This window comes from Bacteroidia bacterium (genome assembly GCA_020852255.1).
In the GTDB taxonomy this organism is placed as follows: domain Bacteria; phylum Bacteroidota; class Bacteroidia; order JADZBD01; family JADZBD01; genus JADZBD01.
In genome coordinates this window covers 76,616-92,951 of sequence record JADZBD010000025.1, presented here as the reverse complement: position 1 = coordinate 92,951, position 16,336 = coordinate 76,616, and the positions used below count along the sequence as shown (strand labels likewise).

Annotated in this window: 14 protein-coding genes; all 14 read right to left on the bottom strand. The window is 48.8% G+C overall.

Annotated elements, in window-relative coordinates; translation table 11 throughout:
- Positions 1-94: 94 nt before the first annotated feature.
- Genes gatA through IT233_13745 form a run of 14 tightly spaced genes read right to left on the bottom strand, consistent with a single transcriptional unit; the run spans position 95 to position 16,336 of the window.
- Entirely contained in the window at positions 95-1,573 is a 1,479-nt protein-coding gene (gene gatA, locus IT233_13810; GenBank protein MCC7303711.1) for an Asp-tRNA(Asn)/Glu-tRNA(Gln) amidotransferase subunit GatA, read from the bottom strand.
- Positions 1,524-1,712 carry a twin-arginine translocase TatA/TatE family subunit gene (locus IT233_13805; protein ID MCC7303710.1) on the bottom strand — a complete coding sequence of 63 codons (189 nt, stop codon included), beginning with the start codon at positions 1,710-1,712 and terminating at the stop codon, positions 1,524-1,526. Before IT233_13805 ends, gatA begins: the two co-directional genes overlap by 50 nt.
- Before the next feature lie 50 nt (positions 1,713-1,762).
- Positions 1,763-3,049 carry a peptidoglycan DD-metalloendopeptidase family protein gene (locus IT233_13800; protein MCC7303709.1) on the bottom strand — a complete coding sequence of 429 codons (1,287 nt, stop codon included), beginning with the start codon at positions 3,047-3,049 and terminating at the stop codon, positions 1,763-1,765.
- Positions 3,024-3,893, bottom strand: a complete 870-nt coding sequence (locus IT233_13795; protein ID MCC7303708.1) for a DUF4292 domain-containing protein — start codon at positions 3,891-3,893, stop codon at positions 3,024-3,026. Before IT233_13795 ends, IT233_13800 begins: the two co-directional genes overlap by 26 nt.
- Positions 3,890-5,668, bottom strand: coding sequence for a tetratricopeptide repeat protein (locus IT233_13790; protein ID MCC7303707.1), 1,779 nt, complete (start codon positions 5,666-5,668; stop codon positions 3,890-3,892). Before IT233_13790 ends, IT233_13795 begins: the two co-directional genes overlap by 4 nt.
- Positions 5,616-6,623: an NTP transferase domain-containing protein gene (locus IT233_13785; GenBank protein MCC7303706.1), complete on the bottom strand. Its 1,008-nt coding sequence runs from the start codon at positions 6,621-6,623 to the stop codon at positions 5,616-5,618. Before IT233_13785 ends, IT233_13790 begins: the two co-directional genes overlap by 53 nt.
- 2 nt (positions 6,624-6,625) lie before the next feature.
- A complete protein-coding gene (dut, locus tag IT233_13780) occupies positions 6,626-7,060 on the bottom strand; it encodes a dUTP diphosphatase (protein ID MCC7303705.1) in 435 nt (144 codons plus the stop codon).
- Positions 7,057-8,526 (bottom strand): oligosaccharide flippase family protein, encoded by a 1,470-nt coding sequence (locus tag IT233_13775; GenBank protein ID MCC7303704.1) that lies wholly within the window; start codon positions 8,524-8,526, stop codon positions 7,057-7,059. The genes dut and IT233_13775 overlap by 4 nt, the downstream gene beginning before the upstream one ends.
- A gap of 24 nt (positions 8,527-8,550) precedes the next feature.
- Positions 8,551-9,324: an enoyl-CoA hydratase/isomerase family protein gene (locus IT233_13770; GenBank protein ID MCC7303703.1), complete on the bottom strand. Its 774-nt coding sequence runs from the start codon at positions 9,322-9,324 to the stop codon at positions 8,551-8,553.
- 14 nt (positions 9,325-9,338) lie between these two features.
- The gene (locus tag IT233_13765) at positions 9,339-10,877 is read right to left on the bottom strand and encodes an aldehyde dehydrogenase family protein (protein MCC7303702.1); all 1,539 of its coding nucleotides are present in this window, start codon (positions 10,875-10,877) and stop codon (positions 9,339-9,341) included.
- Positions 10,878-10,881: 4 nt separating this feature from the next.
- On the bottom strand, positions 10,882-12,189 hold the full coding sequence (gene rseP, locus IT233_13760; GenBank protein MCC7303701.1) for an RIP metalloprotease RseP: 1,308 nt from the start codon (positions 12,187-12,189) through the stop codon (positions 10,882-10,884).
- A gap of 36 nt (positions 12,190-12,225) precedes the next feature.
- Positions 12,226-14,241 carry a SpoIIE family protein phosphatase gene (locus tag IT233_13755; GenBank protein ID MCC7303700.1) on the bottom strand — a complete coding sequence of 672 codons (2,016 nt, stop codon included), beginning with the start codon at positions 14,239-14,241 and terminating at the stop codon, positions 12,226-12,228.
- Positions 14,242-14,264: 23 nt separating this feature from the next.
- Complete coding sequence (locus IT233_13750; GenBank protein ID MCC7303699.1) at positions 14,265-15,422, bottom strand: 1-deoxy-D-xylulose-5-phosphate reductoisomerase; 1,158 nt, start codon at positions 15,420-15,422, stop codon at positions 14,265-14,267.
- On the bottom strand, positions 15,419-16,336 hold the full coding sequence (locus IT233_13745; protein MCC7303698.1) for a M23 family metallopeptidase: 918 nt from the start codon (positions 16,334-16,336) through the stop codon (positions 15,419-15,421). Before IT233_13745 ends, IT233_13750 begins: the two co-directional genes overlap by 4 nt.

Here is a 16,336-nt window from a genome sequence, read left to right as displayed (position 1 = left end):
AGAGGGATAAATATCGCAATTTTAGGGACAAAAACAAGCGGGAATTCCCGCCGGAACAGGGGCTTATCTACAGAGCAATGTGGAAAAGAGGGACTTACAGAGGCACAAGATGTTCCGCGAAGGTCAAAAGCCATTCATCCTTACCCTGAGGAGCCATAAACTGGGTTCCTGCAGGTAGTCCGCCGGGAAGAGTGCAGAGCGGAAGTGAAATAGCAGGACATCCTGATTCGTTGGCCAGAACGGTAAAAATATCTTCCAGGTACATTTTTATGGGATCAGAAATTTCGCCGTGGCGGAACGCAGCTCCGGGGGTAGTAGGAGAGAGGATGAGGTGGTAATTTGAGAAGATGTCGTTGGTTTTTTTCCGTAACACCTGCCTTACTTTTTGCGCTTTGGAATAATACGCATCGTAATATCCGGCGCTGAGCACAAAAGTTCCCAGCATGATGCGGCGCTTTACCTCATCTCCGAAGCCTTCGGAGCGGGAAAGCCGGTAGGTGCTTTCAAGATCGGTAGCCGCATGGCTTCGGTATCCGAAATGAACGCCGTCGTAACGGGAAAGATTAGAAGAGGCTTCCGCTGTAGTAAGAACATAGTAGGCAGGCACCAGGTAATCAATATACGGGAAATCCACCCCTTCCACCGTATGTCCTGCTTTGCGCAGGGACTCAATAACAGCCAGCGTGTTTTTTTTCACTTCCGGATCCAGGGCAGGGTGCTCCAGGCAATCTTTCAGATAGGCTGCGCGCACCTTTTCTCCGTTGTATTTTTCTTTTTTCAGATGGAACGGGCGCGAAAGCGAGGTGGCGTCCATTTCATCTTTTCCGGCCATAATCTCCATAGCCAGCACAGCGTCGCTTACGTTACGGCTCAACGGTCCGATCTGATCGAACGAGGAAGCATAGGCGAGAAGACCATAGCGGGAAACCCGTCCGTAGGTTGGTTTATATCCCACCACACCGCAGAAGGAAGCGGGCTGACGGATGGAACCTCCGGTATCGCTCCCCAGCGCAACCATACACAGTCCGGCAGCAACGGCAGCAGCGGAACCTCCTGAAGAGCCTCCGGGGACACGTGAAACATCGTGCGGGTTTTTTACCGGGCCGAATGCAGAATTTTCGTTGCTGCTTCCCATTGCAAACTCATCGCAGTTGGTGCGTCCGATGACCACTGCACCCTCTTGTATCAGGCGTTGAAGGGCGGTGGCTGTATAGGGAGAAACGTAACCTTCGAGGATACGGGAAGCGCAGGAAACGCGATGGCCTGCATAGGCGATATTGTCTTTTATGGCGATGACCATTCCGGTCAGGCGGCCGCTTTTGCCCTCTTTGAGTTCGCTGTCCAGTCTCCGGGATGTGGCAAGGGCTGAATCTGTAAAAACCTCCAGAAAGGCGTTCAACCCCCGGTGTGAATTAATTTCACCCAAAAAATGTTCAACGATCCGGGTAACGGAGATGTTTCCGGAGAGAATGGCGGGACGAATCTCCGTATATGAAGTGTAATTCACGATAAGCGGGAGGAACTCAGCTGTTTTTCTCCGGCGAATTATCTTTCTTATCGCCTTTGGAAGCATCCTTGAATTCACGAACTCCCTGACCGAGACCGCGCATCAGTTCGGGAATTTTCTTGCCTCCGAACATCAGAAGAATCACCGCTACGATAAGTATGATCTCCGTAGTGCCGAGAGACCAGAGAAGGATGGCTTGCGTCATGGTTGAATTATTATATTACAAATATACGAAGAAACAGGAGACAAAAGGACCTAGGCGCGGGAGATCCAGTGCTCCGGATCCTGCAGTGATTTACCGCGATAAATCTCAAAATGCAGTTCTGACTCATTGTTATCGTTAATAATCACTATCCCGATCTGTTGCTTGGTTTTTACCTTATCACCTTTTTTCACATTCAACTCCTCCAGTCCCTGATACACAGTGAAATATTCTCCGTGTTTGATAATTACCACCTTCCCGGCAACCGCTCCGAGAGAACCGGCCACCACCACCTCGCCATCATAGACAGCACGCACCCCCGCCCCTTTGTTTGTGGTAATATCCACCCCATTGCTGTTTAGTTCAATATTCTTCAGTTCGGGATGTAAATAGGTGCCGAAATGCTGTACAATAACACCTTCCTTTACGGGCCAGGGTAATTTTCCCCGGTTACCTTCAAAGCCGGTATTCACCAGCTCTTCTTCAGGCGTCAGTTTGATCTTTGGTGTTTTCTTTTTAGGGTCGGCTTTGGGATCGGGTTCCCGGGTGGCATATTTCCGGATTTCTTCTTCAATCAGCTTGTCGATCTGTTTTTTGATCTTGTCGGCCATCTCTTTCTTTTTCTTCACCTCATCCTTAAGCTCTTTCTCTTTTTTCTTCAGATCGCCTATCAGGGTTTCTTTTTCATCCTTCTGCTTCCCGAGTGATCGTTTTTCATCTTCGCTTTGGCCAAGCAGAGAATGCTGTTCAGATTTTTTATTTTCCAGTTCAAGCATGCGCTCACGAAGGGCATCTCGCTGTCCGGCAAGTTCTTTTGCCCGGAGTGCCCGGTGGTGCGTATATACTTCAAAATACTTCAGCCGTTTGTAAGCCTGTCCGAAATCTTCGGAAGCAAAAAGAAAAAGAAGTTTATCGTTGGCATTCCGGCCCTTGTAGGCGGAAATTACCATGCGGGCGTATTCGGCTTTCAGCCTGGCCAGATCGTCTTCTGCGTGCCGGATTTCCGTTTTTTTCTGATCGATCAGCACACCCAATTCATTGAGCTCCGCATTCAGCGTTTGAATAAGATCTTCCTGATCTTTCATTTTGTTATTGATGATTGCCAGCAGAAGCATGGACCGGCTTTTGTTTCCCTTTACCTCATCCAGAAGTTTTTTCTTGTATTCGATCTCTTGCTGTAATTTTTTTTTCTTCTCCTCCAGTTCTTTTTTCTTCTTGCTGGCGTTTCCTCCGCTCCCGAAGGCTACGGGCTCAGGGCCGAGACTCAGGGCAACGGCCAGGAGGAGGAGGAGGGAGGGAAGGAGCGCTTTCATTTCAGGGCTTTTTACGATGAACCTCATATCCGGACGGAATCAGAAATGGAAAGGTGGTTTCCTTGTTCAGCCCGGCTCGTTTGTACGCAAAACGGATCTCAAGGTTTTTCTGAGCCTTGATGAAAAATGTCATCTTATAGGGAAATGCCACAGAATCTACCTGCTGAAAGTTCTCATAATTGGCGTCAAATGTCCTTTGGGTCTCAATGTCTGTGAAGAAAAGACGCACCACCTTGAAGGTTCCGTCTTTCATCCAGATGTTCTGTGCGGGTTCTTTCAGCTCCTTTTGCCCCGTCATGGCCTTGCGGAATTTTTTCTTTCGTACCGTGCCAAGCATATATTGACAAAGAACCCGGTCGATGCCGGGACGAAGTTTTTCCTCCTCTTCGTAGAAAGCCACGTGATTTCCGGTGATGATACTTTGCAGAATTTCAAAATCAATGTCGGTATGCAGGAGGGAACAAAGGGTGTCATATGTACCCACAAATGCGGTCTTATGAATGCGGTCCATCATTTTTATCGAATCCTGTGTAAGAAGCAGCCGTGCCGCTTCAACGGCCCCCAGAACAGGATCAATAATAGACATCCAGATCACGCTGTCTTTTTTCATTCGGAGCACCACGGTAAATTCCTGTTTCTTTCCGTCCACAAGAAGCTCGGCGTCAAATTTTCCACTGAAATAGGTGTAGTGCAATTGATTTTGCTGCAACAGAGCGGTAAGCGTTTTCGCCGATTTATAATCCAGACGACATTTGCCGAGTGAATCAAGCGGCGGCGCCGTTACCGTTTCTTTCCGGTGCCTGCAGGCGGGTATCAGCGACAGGATTACGCAAAGCAAAACCGGCCAAAGTATGATTCTCCCGCATTTCATTCCAGCAGTTTTTTCTCCAATAGTTTTTTCTCCAGCAGATCAGACCCTTTTCCTGCTTTTTTAGCCGATTCCCAGAAATGCAGGGCCTTTTCCTTGTCTCCCAGCCGGAACAGAACATCTCCGTAATGCTCCAAAATATTCGGATTGGAGGAGCCTCCGTTCAGCATGGCTTTCTCCAGCCAGATTTTTGCATCGGCATATTTTCCTTGCTTATAAAGCACCCATGCGTACGTGTCCTGATAGCTGGCCGACCCCGGCTCAATGTCAATGGCCAGCAGGCACATTTTCTCTGCTTTTTCCAGCTGGGTGTTCCGCAGCGAAAGGTAATAGGCATAATTATTCAGCACCGTAGCGTTGCGCGGGTCGTACGAAAGCGCTTTGTCAAAACTCAGATCGGAACTTTTATAGTCCTGTTCCTTATGATACGCCTCCCCGAGGTAGGAATAGAACTGCAGCATCATCGGCGGATCTTCAATCACCAGCTCCTTTCCCGCTTTAAGCTTTAGGATGGCCTCTTTGCTGTTGTTTTCCTTAATCAGCGATACTCCCATAAAAAGGTAGGGAGCGGGCTCATTGGGAAAAAGCTCCACACACTCCAGGGCCGTGTTTTTCATTTCGGGATAAAGGTCGAGTTGCGACTGCAGGATCATTACCTGATGCCAGATGGCGTATTTGGAGCGATCCAGCGCAAGGGCTTTCATGAAGGCGTCGTAGGACTGCGAATATTTTTTATCGCGGTAATAGAAATCGCCGATTACGGTGAATGTGCGTGCATCTGTAGGATTAACCTCCTCAACAATGCGCATCAGCGTGTCGGCCTGGCGCATCAGCGACGTGTCGCGGGAGGTCCGTTCGTAATATTCCAGCAGGATCTTTGTTTTGGAATCAACGCTGACATCTCCGCTTCTGAAAGCGGTTTTAAGTTCTTCAAATGCCTGCGTCCCTTTTCCCTGCAGCAGATAATGATCGTGCAGGTAGAGATGAGGAATGCCGCTGGAAGGATTCATCTGAATCGCCTTGTTGAAGTAGTCCATGCACCGCTCATCTTTCGCTTTTGACAGAAGATTGGCCATCATGAGAACATATCGGGGTTCGTTTGGATTTTGTTCGCTTAGCCTCCGGATTTCGGCAACGGCCTTCTCTACGTTTCCGAGACGAAGCCAGATTTTCTGTTTGGTAACCGAGAGTTCTTCGTATACCCCGGTACGCTCTTCCAGTTTGTTATATACCGTGAGGGCTTTTTCATATTTGCCGGAAAGCAAATAGATTTCTCCCAGACGGAAATAGAAATCCTGACGGGACGGGAAGGTTTTTATTCCTTTTTCAAGGATCTGAGCGGCCAGGTCAGAATTACCGGCCCCCTTCGCGCACTCCGCATAGAGCATGAGATACCAGGGATTAGACGGATCAAGACCGGCGGCCGTTTTAGCGTAGCCGAGCGCCTCTTCATTCCGTCCGAGTGATTGCAAAACGAGCGCAATCTCATAGTGAGGCGCTGAAGCGGAGGGATCTATCCCGAGCGACTTCACAAACTTATCAAGGGCGTCGGAATAATTTCCCAGCATTTTTTCCTTCAGTCCGTCAAAATAAAGGGTCTCAAATTTTCGCTTGTCATAAAGGCTAAGCTCCTTTTTCTTTCCGCCGGAATTTCCGCCGGCTGTTTTAGACGAAGTTTTGCATGCCGGAAGCGCGCCCAGCATCAGCACAGCCAGCAGAGAGATTTTAAGCGCCGTGTGTAGAGTAGTCCCCAAGACTTGCGTTTTTACTGCTGCCATTGTATTCTACAAAATTTCCCAACATGGAATTTTCGAGCCGGGCGTTCTTTATTTTACAATTTGTTTGAACAATGCTGTTCTTAATAACGGAATTTTCAATGTTCGTATTTTCTCCTACCGAAACGTGCGGTCCGATCTCGCCTCCGGTGATTGTGACTCCTTTTCCGATAAAACAGGGAGGGTGTATGATGGTGCCCTTCACATTCGCATTGGGATGAATCAGTTGTTCCTTGTCCTGAACAAACTCGAGAATCCTGGAGTTTGTATAAATCGTGGCATCTTTATTCCCGCAGTCCAGCCACTCGCTTACCTTGCCCGGGACAAACTTTGTGCCCTTTTTCTTCATATTCTCCAGGGCATTGGTCAGCTGAAACTCGCCTTTTTCCTTGATATTATTGTCCAGCAGGTACCGAAGCTCTTTCTTCAGGTACTCTCCGTCGCGAAAATAATAGATCCCTATAATGGCAAGGTCGGAAACAAATTCCTGAGGTTTTTCCACAAAGTCGGTGATGGTTCCGGCCGAATCCAGTTTCACCACTCCAAATGGGCGCGGATCCGCGATTTTTTGCACCCAGATGGTTCCCTCACTGGAAGAGTCCATTTTAAAATCGGCTCGGAACAGGGTATCCGCGAAAGCCACTACCACTTTCCCCGTCAGGCAATCCTCGGCGCAAAGAATGGCATGAGCGGTTCCCAGAGGCTGATCCTGATACCAGATGCTTCCTTTGGCTCCGAGTTTTTCAGCCACCATGATCAGGTTGTTTTCGGCTTCTTTTCCAAACCTTCCCACCACATAAGCGACTTCATCCACCTTTTCATCACACACAGAGATAATGTCTTCCACGATGCGCTGCACCATGGGTTTCCCGGCAATAGGAATGAGGGGCTTTGGCGTAGTCAGGGTATGCGGCCGCATACGCTTTCCCATGCCGGCCATCGGTATTATGATTTTCATAGTTATATTTTTCCTGTGGAGCCGAAACCGCCGGCCCCTCGCTCGCTGTCCTGTAATTTTTCAACTTCCACCCATTCTGCCTGCTCGTGTTTGGCAATTACCATTTGTGCGATGCGTTCACCATCATTGATCACGAATGGCTCGTTGCTCAGATTTACCAGGATCACTTTCACTTCTCCGCGATAATCCGCATCAATGGTTCCCGGGGAGTTCAAAACAGAAATCCCATGCTTGGCCGCCAATCCGCTCCGGGGTCGGATCTGCGCTTCGGCTCCCACCGGAAGTTCCATATAAAGACCCGTGGGAACCAACGCACGCTCCAGCGGCTTTATGGCAACAGGGGCATCCAGATTGGCGCGAAGATCCATCCCGGCCGCGGCCGCAGTGGCATAAGCAGGCAAAGGATGCTTTGAGCGATTAATGATCTTTATCTTCATGTTCTGTTCAGCAAGGACTTGATGTTCTCTCTTTCAAATTTCAGCACCCCCCCGATGAATAGCAGCAACAGGGCATTATTCACGGCTAAATTAATCACCGTCCCCATATCCGGCAGCACCCGGGCAACGCCATACAAAGCTAAGGAAACGGCAAGGTATCCGAGTATTCTTTTGAGGTCATAATCAACAGGATAGTGTTTATTCCCAATAAGCCAGGAAAGAACCATCATAGAGGAGTAACATGCAAGGGTTGCCCAGGCCGAGGCCATATATCCGAACGTTGGGATAAAGGCAATATTAATACCCAGCGTAATGGCGGCACCGATAAGGGTAAGGACGGCCCCAAATGTTGTTTTTCCTGTGAGTTTGTACCAGATCGACAGATTGAAATATATGCCAAGGCAAATGTTGGCAAAAAGAAGAATGGGAACTACACCCAGCCCCGAGCGGTAAGGCACTCCTACAAAGTATTGTATCCACGACAGGTTCATCAAGGTTCCGAGGAACAGAATCGCACAAACGATCACAAACCAGGTCATAACCACTGCATAGGTCTTCCGGGAATCTTTTTCTTTTTCGTGGGAGAAGAAGAACGGTTCGGCCGCAAAGCGGAACGCTTGTGTGAAAATGGTCATGAGTATCGCAATCTTATAACAGGCGTTATAGATTCCGACCTGCTCCATGGCATCGCCGGTTTTGACAAGGTACTTGATCAGCACCCGGTCAAGCGTTTCGTTCACCATTCCCGCAAGTCCTACCAAAACCAAAGGCAGGGCATATCCCATCATACGTTTCCACAAGACAAAATCAATGCGCAGTTGTACGTTGAGGTAGGAGGGAAGCAACAATGCCAGTGTAACCAGGTTCGCCGCGGCATTGGCAATGAAAACGTAGCCGATGCCGATGTCGGGGTTGTAGTATTCGCCCCAACTCAGCCCGGCAGCGTGCCGGTTTTTACAGAACCAGAGAAAAAACACATTGATGGCAATGTTGATGAGGATATTGAAAGTTTTAAGAAAGGCAAAACGTGCGGCGCGGTTTTGCTCTCTTAGCTTGGCGAACGGAATTGCGCAGAGCGCATCGGTGACCAGAATGACAACAACAGCGGAAACCAACTCCCCTTTTCCCGGATATCCCAGCCAGGCTGCAATGTCTCTGGAAAGGAAAAGGGCCGGAAGCAGCACCAGAAAGGAAGTAAATGTAAGAGACAGAAGCGCAGTACTATAGGTTTTTTCGCGAAGATCGGCCTGCCGCGAAAAGTTGAACAGCGCCGTTTCCATGCCATAGGTGAGCAGGATGTTCAGGAAAGAAACGTAGGCGTAGAATTCACCTACCATTCCATAATCAGCGGTATTGGAGAATTGGTAGGTATAAAGCGGAACAAGAAGGTAGTTCAGCAACCGCCCCACTATGGTGCTGAGTCCGTAAACGGCAGTTTGGGATAAGAGTTTGCGAAGGGCGCTCAAGTCCCGCAAAGATAGGGAACCCTTTCAGGAGAACTTCGGCTTCCTTTTTTCCAGGAAAGCATTGACCCCTTCCTTGAAATCGTCGGTACCGAAACACTTTCCGAACTCAATGACTTCGGTATTAAATCCGTTTGTGCCGTTCGTTAAACAGGCATTTACCGAGGCAATCACACCGGCCTGGGCATGGGGCGACCAGCGCCTGAATGAGAGCATGAGCTCCATAGCCCTGGCGAGGAGCTGATCCTGTGGAACAACATAATTCACCAGTCCCATGGCTAATGCTTCCGGGGCTTTGATATTTTCTGCGGAGAGGGTGTATTCCATTGATTTTCCTTTACCGACAAGTTGCGTGAGCCGCTGGGTGCCGCCGTAGCCCGGTATCAATCCCAATTTCACTTCCGGCTGGCCGAAGACAGCATTTTCGGCTGCAATACGAACGTGGCAAGCCATGGCCAGCTCACAGCCTCCTCCGAGCGCAAACCCGTTCACCGCCGCGATAACCGGTTTTGGACAATTCTCAATGCTTTTGAATACATCCTGACCGGCTTGTGCCATCGCCATGCCTTGTTCCGGACTCAGCCCCACAAATTCGGAGATGTCCGCTCCGGCCACAAATGCTTTGGTTCCGGAACCGGTGAGGATGATGCCATAAACATTTTTGTCGGCCATTGCCCTGTTGATTGCCGCACCGATCTCCTGCACGGTTTGCCTGTTCAGAGCGTTAAGTTTGTCGGGACGATTGATCACAAGCGTGAAGATCCCGTTTTCGGTAGTGGTGAGGAGGTTGGTGTAGGTCATGCGTTGGTGGGTGGTTATATTTCGAACCGTATGCCCTGAGCGAGGGGCAGCTGAGCTCCGTAGTTGATGGTGTTGGTCTGCCGGCGCATATATGCTTTCCAGGCATCGCTGCCGGATTCGCGGCCGCCGCCCGTTTCTTTTTCTCCGCCAAACGCACCGCCGATTTCCGCGCCGGACGTTCCGATGTTCACATTGGCAATACCACAATCACTGCCACCATGACCAAGAAATCTTTCCATGTCGCGCATGTTGTTGGTGAAAATAGAGGACGACAATCCCTGAGGGACGCCATTTTGCATAGCTACCGCCTCATCCAGCGTTTGGTATTTCATAACATACAAAATAGGAGCGAAGGTTTCTTCCTGAACAATCTTAAACGTGTTCTTCGCTTCAATGATGCATGGTTTTACATACGTTCCTGTTTCCATACTTTTTTCAACGCCTCCTTCCACGATTATTTTTCCTCCTTCTTTCATTGCATGTTCAATGGCGTTCAGGTAATCCTTGACGGCGTTTTTGTCAATGAGCGGGCCCATGTGATTCTCTTCGTTGAGCGGATCTCCGATGCGAATCTGAGCGTATGCTTTCTTCAACACGTCAATTACCTTATCGTAGATGCTTTCATGAATGATCAGTCTTCGCGTGGAAGTGCATCGTTGACCGGCCGTTCCTACTGCGCCGAACACTGCACCGGGAACCACCATTTTAAGGTCAGCGGTTTCCGTGATAATGATGGCATTATTTCCTCCCAGCTCAAGAATGGTTTTTCCAAAACGTTCCGCAACGAGCGACGAAACACGACGACCAATGCGGGTTGATCCGGTAAAGGAAACCAGCGGAACGCGTTTGTCATTGTTCATGAGATCTCCCATGGCATTGCCCAACACGAGGCAGCTTACGCCCTCAGGAACATTATTGTTCTTCAACACATCCGCGATGATATTTTGGCAGGCAATGGCGCACAAAGGAGTTTTGGAGGAGGGTTTCCAGATGCATACATCGCCGCAGACCCAGGCAATGGCCGCGTTCCAGCTCCATACGGCAACCGGAAAATTAAACGCGGAAATAATTCCCACCACACCCAGCGGATGCCACTGTTCGTACATGCGGTGATTGGGACGTTCGGAGTGCATGGTTAAACCATAGAGTTGTCTTGACAAACCCACGGCAAAATCGCAGATATCTATCATTTCCTGCACTTCCCCTTTTCCTTCCTGCAGGCTTTTCCCCATTTCGTAGGAAACCAGTGCGCCCAATTCATTCTTGTATTTACGGAATTGTTCTCCCATCTGGCGAACGATCTCTCCGCGTTTTGGTGCAGGCAGGTGTCTCCATACCAGGAAAGCCTCCTGCGCCTTTTGCATCACCTTTTCATAGTCTTCCGGCGTGGCCGCATTGGCAGTTCCGATTAAAGATCCGTCAACAGGAGAGTAACTTTCGATCTTGGCGCCCCTGGTTTGAAAGTGGTTGAGCCCTGTGGAAGCTCCGTAGTTATTTTCTTTCAATCCGAGTTGTTGTAAAACGGGACTGATTATGGATGTAGAAGCAATCATGGAATTAATGTCTTAGGAAATCAGAGTTGGCGTATACCATCAGCAGCAGCAGAAGAATCATTCCGGCGTATTGGGAATATTCCATTACTTTTTCGTTAGGCTTTCTCCGGGTGATGAGCTCATAAAGCAGGAACATAACATGCCCTCCGTCCAGTGCCGGTATGGGAAGAATATTCATGAACGCAAGCACAATGCTGAGGAAGGCGGCGAAGGACCAAAACACCTTCCAGTCCCAGCCGGGATCAAGCGCTTTCCCGAAGGAATAAAATCCGCCCAGACTCTGGTAGGCTTTATCAACAGTGAACAATACTCCAATCTGCTTAATCTGCAGACGGATTTTATCCATGCCCTCCGAAACGCCCGCTCCAAAAGACTCAAAAAAGCCGAATTCTGTTTTTACAAAATGCAGGTACTTGTCAATGTTGGGACGAAATCCCGTAAGGCTGTCGGCCGATGCGCTTACCTGAACAGGAAGCCGCAGCGTGTCTGCGCCCCTGACAACTGCAAACAGTACCTTTTTGCCAAGGTGAGAACGGATAAACCGGGAAACATCCTGCTGAAACGGAGTGGCGGTATCATTGAGTGCTATCACGCGGTCGCCCACCTTCAATCCGGCTTTTTCAGCGTTACGCCCAGGCAGAAGGGAATCAATTTCTGAAGGGAAGCGGGGTTCGATAAAAGGAGAAACTTTGTTGTTGCGGATCATTTTGCTCAGGTGTTCTTCCGTGATGGGAAGGCTGAGTTTTTGTCCGTCTCTTTCAATTTCAATACTGGACGCTTTATCGAGAATAATGGCCACCGGAACCCGGTGAAGACCTTCCGGTTTTACTCCGTCAACGGATAAAATCCTGTCGCCGTCTTTCAGGCCGATTTCCATGGCTAAGGAGTCCACGGCAATACCGTACTTCACGTTTTCAAGCGGAAGCACTTCCTTTCCCCAGGTGAACAGCACCATGGAATAGATCACAACACCCAGAATGAGGTTCACGACTACACCACCCACCATTATGATGAGTCGTTGCCAGGCCGGTTTGGAGCGGAATTCCCAGGGCTCGGGAGGTTTTTTCATCTGCTCTTTGTCCATGCTCTCATCAATCATACCGGAGATCTTGACATATCCTCCCAGAGGCAGCCATCCGATCCCGTATTCCGTATCGCCGCGTTTTATTTTAAACAGGGAAAACCAGGGATCAAAAAAGAGGTAAAATTTTTCAATTCTGGTTTTAAAGAGCCGGGCAGGAATAAAGTGTCCAAGCTCGTGAAGCACGATCAGCAGGGAAAGGATGAGAATAAGTTGTAAAGCCTGGCTCATGAAGGAGGGCAAAGATAAGGATTCAAAGCGGAAAAACTATGGCCTCAGAACCACCAATAACACATCGTCCGTTTGCCTTCCCTGACCCATCCATTGTTCAAATTCCTCCCTAATGCGGTCGCGCTGAAATTCAGGGGAGCTGCCGCGTTGTTCGCCGATGATTCGTGTCAGACGGGCATATGAGAATTTTTTGTCTTCCCTTCCTCCGAATTGATCTACAAGGCCATCCGTAAAAAGGTAAAATGTTTTCCCTCCTGAAGGAATAGAGTGCTCCGTATAGCTTACCGTACGGGAAGAAAAGATCCCTCCCACCGAGTATACGTCTCCGTCTATCTTTTCAACGCCTTCGCCGTTAACATAGACCAGACCATTGTTTGCACCGGCAAACAGAAGCGCCTGCTTGTTAGGATCAACAACGCATACCGACACATCCATACCATCGGCTTGGGAGGAAAGATCATCTCCTTTCTGATTCAACGCAGAAACCACGCTTTCATGAAGCGATTGCAGAATCAGAGCCGGAGAGAGAATTTTTTTCCCGATCACGGTATCTTTTAATACGGTGTTACCGATCATGCTCATGAATGCCCCGGGCACACCATGTCCGGTACAATCCGCAACCACCACCACTTTTTTTCCGTCTACCTCGGCCGACCAGCAAAAATCGCCACTCACAATGTGCAAGGGTAAATAGAGTACGGCGGAATCCGCAACGATGCTCCGTAATTTTTCTTCATTCGTAACAAAAGCATCCTGTATGCGCTTGGCATATGTGATTGAATCCGTGATGTTTTTATTTTGAATGGTGATGGTGTTAAAGGCTTCGCTGAGCTGCTTGTTGGCCCTTTTCCGAATGAGACTCCGGTTAATGAAAAGCAGGGCGATCAACCCCAGGAGGATCATTCCTCCTATGGTAGAGAACAGGATCAGGTTTTTTCTCTTGAGCTCCAGGTTGGAAATGTTTTTATCCTTCTCGAGGATCTCATTCTGCTTCTTCAGTTTTTCGGAATCAAAGAAAGCTTGTGCCTGGTTCATGCTGCGCATGCTTTCGCTTGAAATCAGCGAATCCTTAATGGACAATAATTTGTTCTGAAACAAGAAGGCCTGTTTAAAGTCGCCTTTGTGTTCGTAATAGTGAACAAAATTGCTGTAGACGTCGCGCAGGAGATGTTTGTCGTCCAGCGACATGGAAATTTCAAGCGACTTGTCAAGATATTGCTTTGCCTTTTCATGAAAACCCATCAGGATATAGATTCTCGACACCTGTGCAAGAACCCGCGCGTACCGGCCGTCGGAAGCATTAGGGCCGGAGGCACGGATCACCTTTTCGTACCAGGTCATGGCCTCGGAGTAAAGAATAAAGTCGTTTTTAATTTCTCCTTTTGAGAGATACGCGTTCCCGAGATTTTCATAATTCATCATCTTCCCGTTGCCATCATTGATCGTTTCAAAAATTTCTACTGCTATTTTAAATTTCTGAATGGCCAGGTCGTATTCCTTTTTTTGCATCAGTTTATTACCCAGATTAGATAGCGCAGCTCCGTAAGGCCCGCGCGACTCCATTTCTTTGAGGATATTTACCGCGGCGGTCATGTGTTCCAATGATTTGTCCAGATCGCTTTCCACGTGCGAAATCTCATATTTACTGGAATATACGTTGGCGATGTTATTATGGCACCAGCCGAGGTCTTCTTTTACTCCCGCTTTTTCTGAGGCGTCCAGGGCTTTAAAATAGTATTCCAGGGCTGAAGAGTAGTCGTATTTCTGGTTATAAAACACACCAATTCGTCTCAGGAAAAATGCCTGTGTTTTTATGCTTCCGAGCTTCACCGCAAGATCCAGTCCTTTCTTGCAGTGTACCATACCGCTGTCGTAGCTGTAATTGTACCAGGTGTACTGCAACATTTTATGAAGATCCATCCGTTCACGGTCCGACCCGGCGTTTTGAAGCGCGAGGTTCAGGCTGTCTATCCGCACACCTGTGATGGAATCAATGACATTTAAAGCATGAGAATTAAGGGCGAGAAAAAGGAACAGGGGGATCAGCCGCATGGAACCCCAAGATACAAAAAAGACTAAATGTGTGCGGAAGCTTGTTTACGGGCCTCCTTGTCAGACAGGATAAGATCTTCATAGGAAGGCTCCGGAACATAGGAAACAGCGTACAACGTTTCCGAAATGATTTCCGGGATCCGGTTAAAGCCAATTCTTTCCGACAGGAAAGCCTGCACGGCCATTTCATTTGCTGCATTGAGCACACAGGGGGCATTGCCGCCTTTGCGCATGGCTTCATAAGCGAGGTCAAGGCAGGGGAAAGTCAGGCTGTCGGGATTCTCAAATGAGAGGGAGGGGAACTGATTAAGATTTAACCGCGGGGTTGCCGATGGCAGGCGTAGCGGAAAGGAGAAGGCGTACAGTATGGGAAGTTTCATGTCCGGGAGTCCCATTTGCGCCTTCATGCTTCCATCGTGAAACTGCACCATGCTGTGGATGATGGATTGCGGATGCACCAGCACCTCGATTTGTTCCGGCCGTAATCCGAAAAGCCATTTTGCCTCGATCACTTCCAGTCCTTTATTCATGAGGGAGGCAGAATCAATAGTGATTTTGCTGCCCATATTCCAGTTTGGATGCTTCAGGGCATCGGCCACGGTTACTTTCTCAAGGTCTGATTTTTTCTTTCCGCGGAAAGGACCTCCGGAAGCGGTAAGAATAATTTTCTCCAGTGGATTTTTCCATTCTCCGGCCAGGCATTGAAAAATGGCGCTGTGCTCAGAATCAACGGGAATGATTCCGGCGCCGGAAACTTTTGCTTCAGCCGTAATGATTCCGCCGGCCACCACCAGCGTTTCTTTATTGGCGAGGGCAACAGACTTTCCGGCTTTTATAGCAGCGAGCGTAGAGGACAATCCGGCATATCCAACGATGGCTGCCAGTACCATGTCTACCGAATCAAAAGCCACTACCTCTTCAATGCTCTTTTCTCCGGAGTATACTTTAATGGGGTGAGAGGAGAGGGCAGCCTTCACTTTTTTATAGGCTGCATCTCCGGCAATCACAACAATGTTGGGTTGAAATTCCAGCGCTTGTTTGATTAACAGGTCGGCGTTGTTGCCGGCAGCCAGTATTTCAGCCGAAAAGTGTTCCGGATGTTCGCGGATCACCTCAAGCGCCTGGGTTCCGATGGAACCGGTGGAGCCGAGAATGGCTATGCGTTTGGGAGAATCACTCATTTGAACAACATATGATCCTGTGGATCCAGGGCATTGCCATTATACCAAAGCTCAAAATGCAGATGAGTGCCGCTGGTGTACTCCCCGCTGTTGCCGATGATGGCAATTACTTCTCCTGCTTTTACATATTGTCCTGCCTTTTTTAAAAGCTTGGAATTGTGCTTATAGATTGAAACCAGATTATTGCTGTGTTGAATATGGATTACATGTCCGGTTTCATTACTCCATCCCGCAAAAATGACCGTGCCATCCAGGGTGGCTTTTATTGCCTCGTTCTCCGGAGCCGCAACGTCTACTCCGAAATGCGATTCAGGCGTACTGAATGAAGCGGTAACCGTGCCTTTCACCGGGGTGAAAAAGAAAAATCCGGCGATGCTGTTCTTCGAACGGTCGTCGCCGACAGTCACCGAGTACTTGTCTTCCTGCTCGATCTGTTTCCGCAGGGCAGAATCTTCTGCAGACGGAACTACCCGAAGGTCGGTGTATTTGATCATGGTGTCCTTTGGATTCATCATCGTATCGGCCGGAATTTCGCCCCTCAAAACCAAACGAATATTATTCAGGTAAATGTCCTTTTCCCTGGACGCCAGAGACAATGAATCGGTCTTTTCCTGCAACAGGATCAGTTTTTCATTCAGGGTAACATCTTCTGCATAGCCGGGGATATATGCTCTCAGCGGGGTGAAGGCAACAAGACTGATCACCAGAGTGGTCATAAGTATACTGATGGCTCCAATGAGGATAATTAAGCCCAACGGGGTGAGCCTCAGGGAGAACTTCTCCTCGAACGTGCTGTCATTCATAACAACCAGCCGGTAGCGGCTTCTGGCCCACTCACGGAGTTTCTTCTTGGTCTTTTTCTTTTCCATGGAAAGAGAACCGCAAATATCGTCTAAATAAAATATTTTCCCCAT

What these genes read in the sequence shown, in the direction of transcription:
- gatA (MCC7303711.1), bottom strand. Translation starts at nt 1,573, where the DNA reads ATGCTTCCAAAGGCGATAAGAAAGATAATTCGCCGGAGAAAAACAGCT.
- IT233_13805 (MCC7303710.1), bottom strand. Translation starts at nt 1,712, where the DNA reads ATGACGCAAGCCATCCTTCTCTGGTCTCTCGGCACTACGGAGATCATA.
- IT233_13800 (MCC7303709.1), bottom strand. Translation starts at nt 3,049, where the DNA reads ATGAGGTTCATCGTAAAAAGCCCTGAAATGAAAGCGCTCCTTCCCTCC.
- IT233_13795 (MCC7303708.1), bottom strand. Translation starts at nt 3,893, where the DNA reads ATGAAATGCGGGAGAATCATACTTTGGCCGGTTTTGCTTTGCGTAATC.
- IT233_13790 (MCC7303707.1), bottom strand. Translation starts at nt 5,668, where the DNA reads ATGGCAGCAGTAAAAACGCAAGTCTTGGGGACTACTCTACACACGGCG.
- IT233_13785 (MCC7303706.1), bottom strand. Translation starts at nt 6,623, where the DNA reads ATGAAAATCATAATACCGATGGCCGGCATGGGAAAGCGTATGCGGCCG.
- dut (MCC7303705.1), bottom strand. Translation starts at nt 7,060, where the DNA reads ATGAAGATAAAGATCATTAATCGCTCAAAGCATCCTTTGCCTGCTTAT.
- IT233_13770 (MCC7303703.1), bottom strand. Translation starts at nt 9,324, where the DNA reads ATGACCTACACCAACCTCCTCACCACTACCGAAAACGGGATCTTCACG.
- IT233_13765 (MCC7303702.1), bottom strand. Translation starts at nt 10,877, where the DNA reads ATGATTGCTTCTACATCCATAATCAGTCCCGTTTTACAACAACTCGGA.
- rseP (MCC7303701.1), bottom strand. Translation starts at nt 12,189, where the DNA reads ATGAGCCAGGCTTTACAACTTATTCTCATCCTTTCCCTGCTGATCGTG.
- IT233_13755 (MCC7303700.1), bottom strand. Translation starts at nt 14,241, where the DNA reads ATGCGGCTGATCCCCCTGTTCCTTTTTCTCGCCCTTAATTCTCATGCT.
- IT233_13750 (MCC7303699.1), bottom strand. Translation starts at nt 15,422, where the DNA reads ATGAGTGATTCTCCCAAACGCATAGCCATTCTCGGCTCCACCGGTTCC.
- IT233_13745 (MCC7303698.1), bottom strand. Translation starts at nt 16,336, where the DNA reads ATGGGGAAAATATTTTATTTAGACGATATTTGCGGTTCTCTTTCCATG.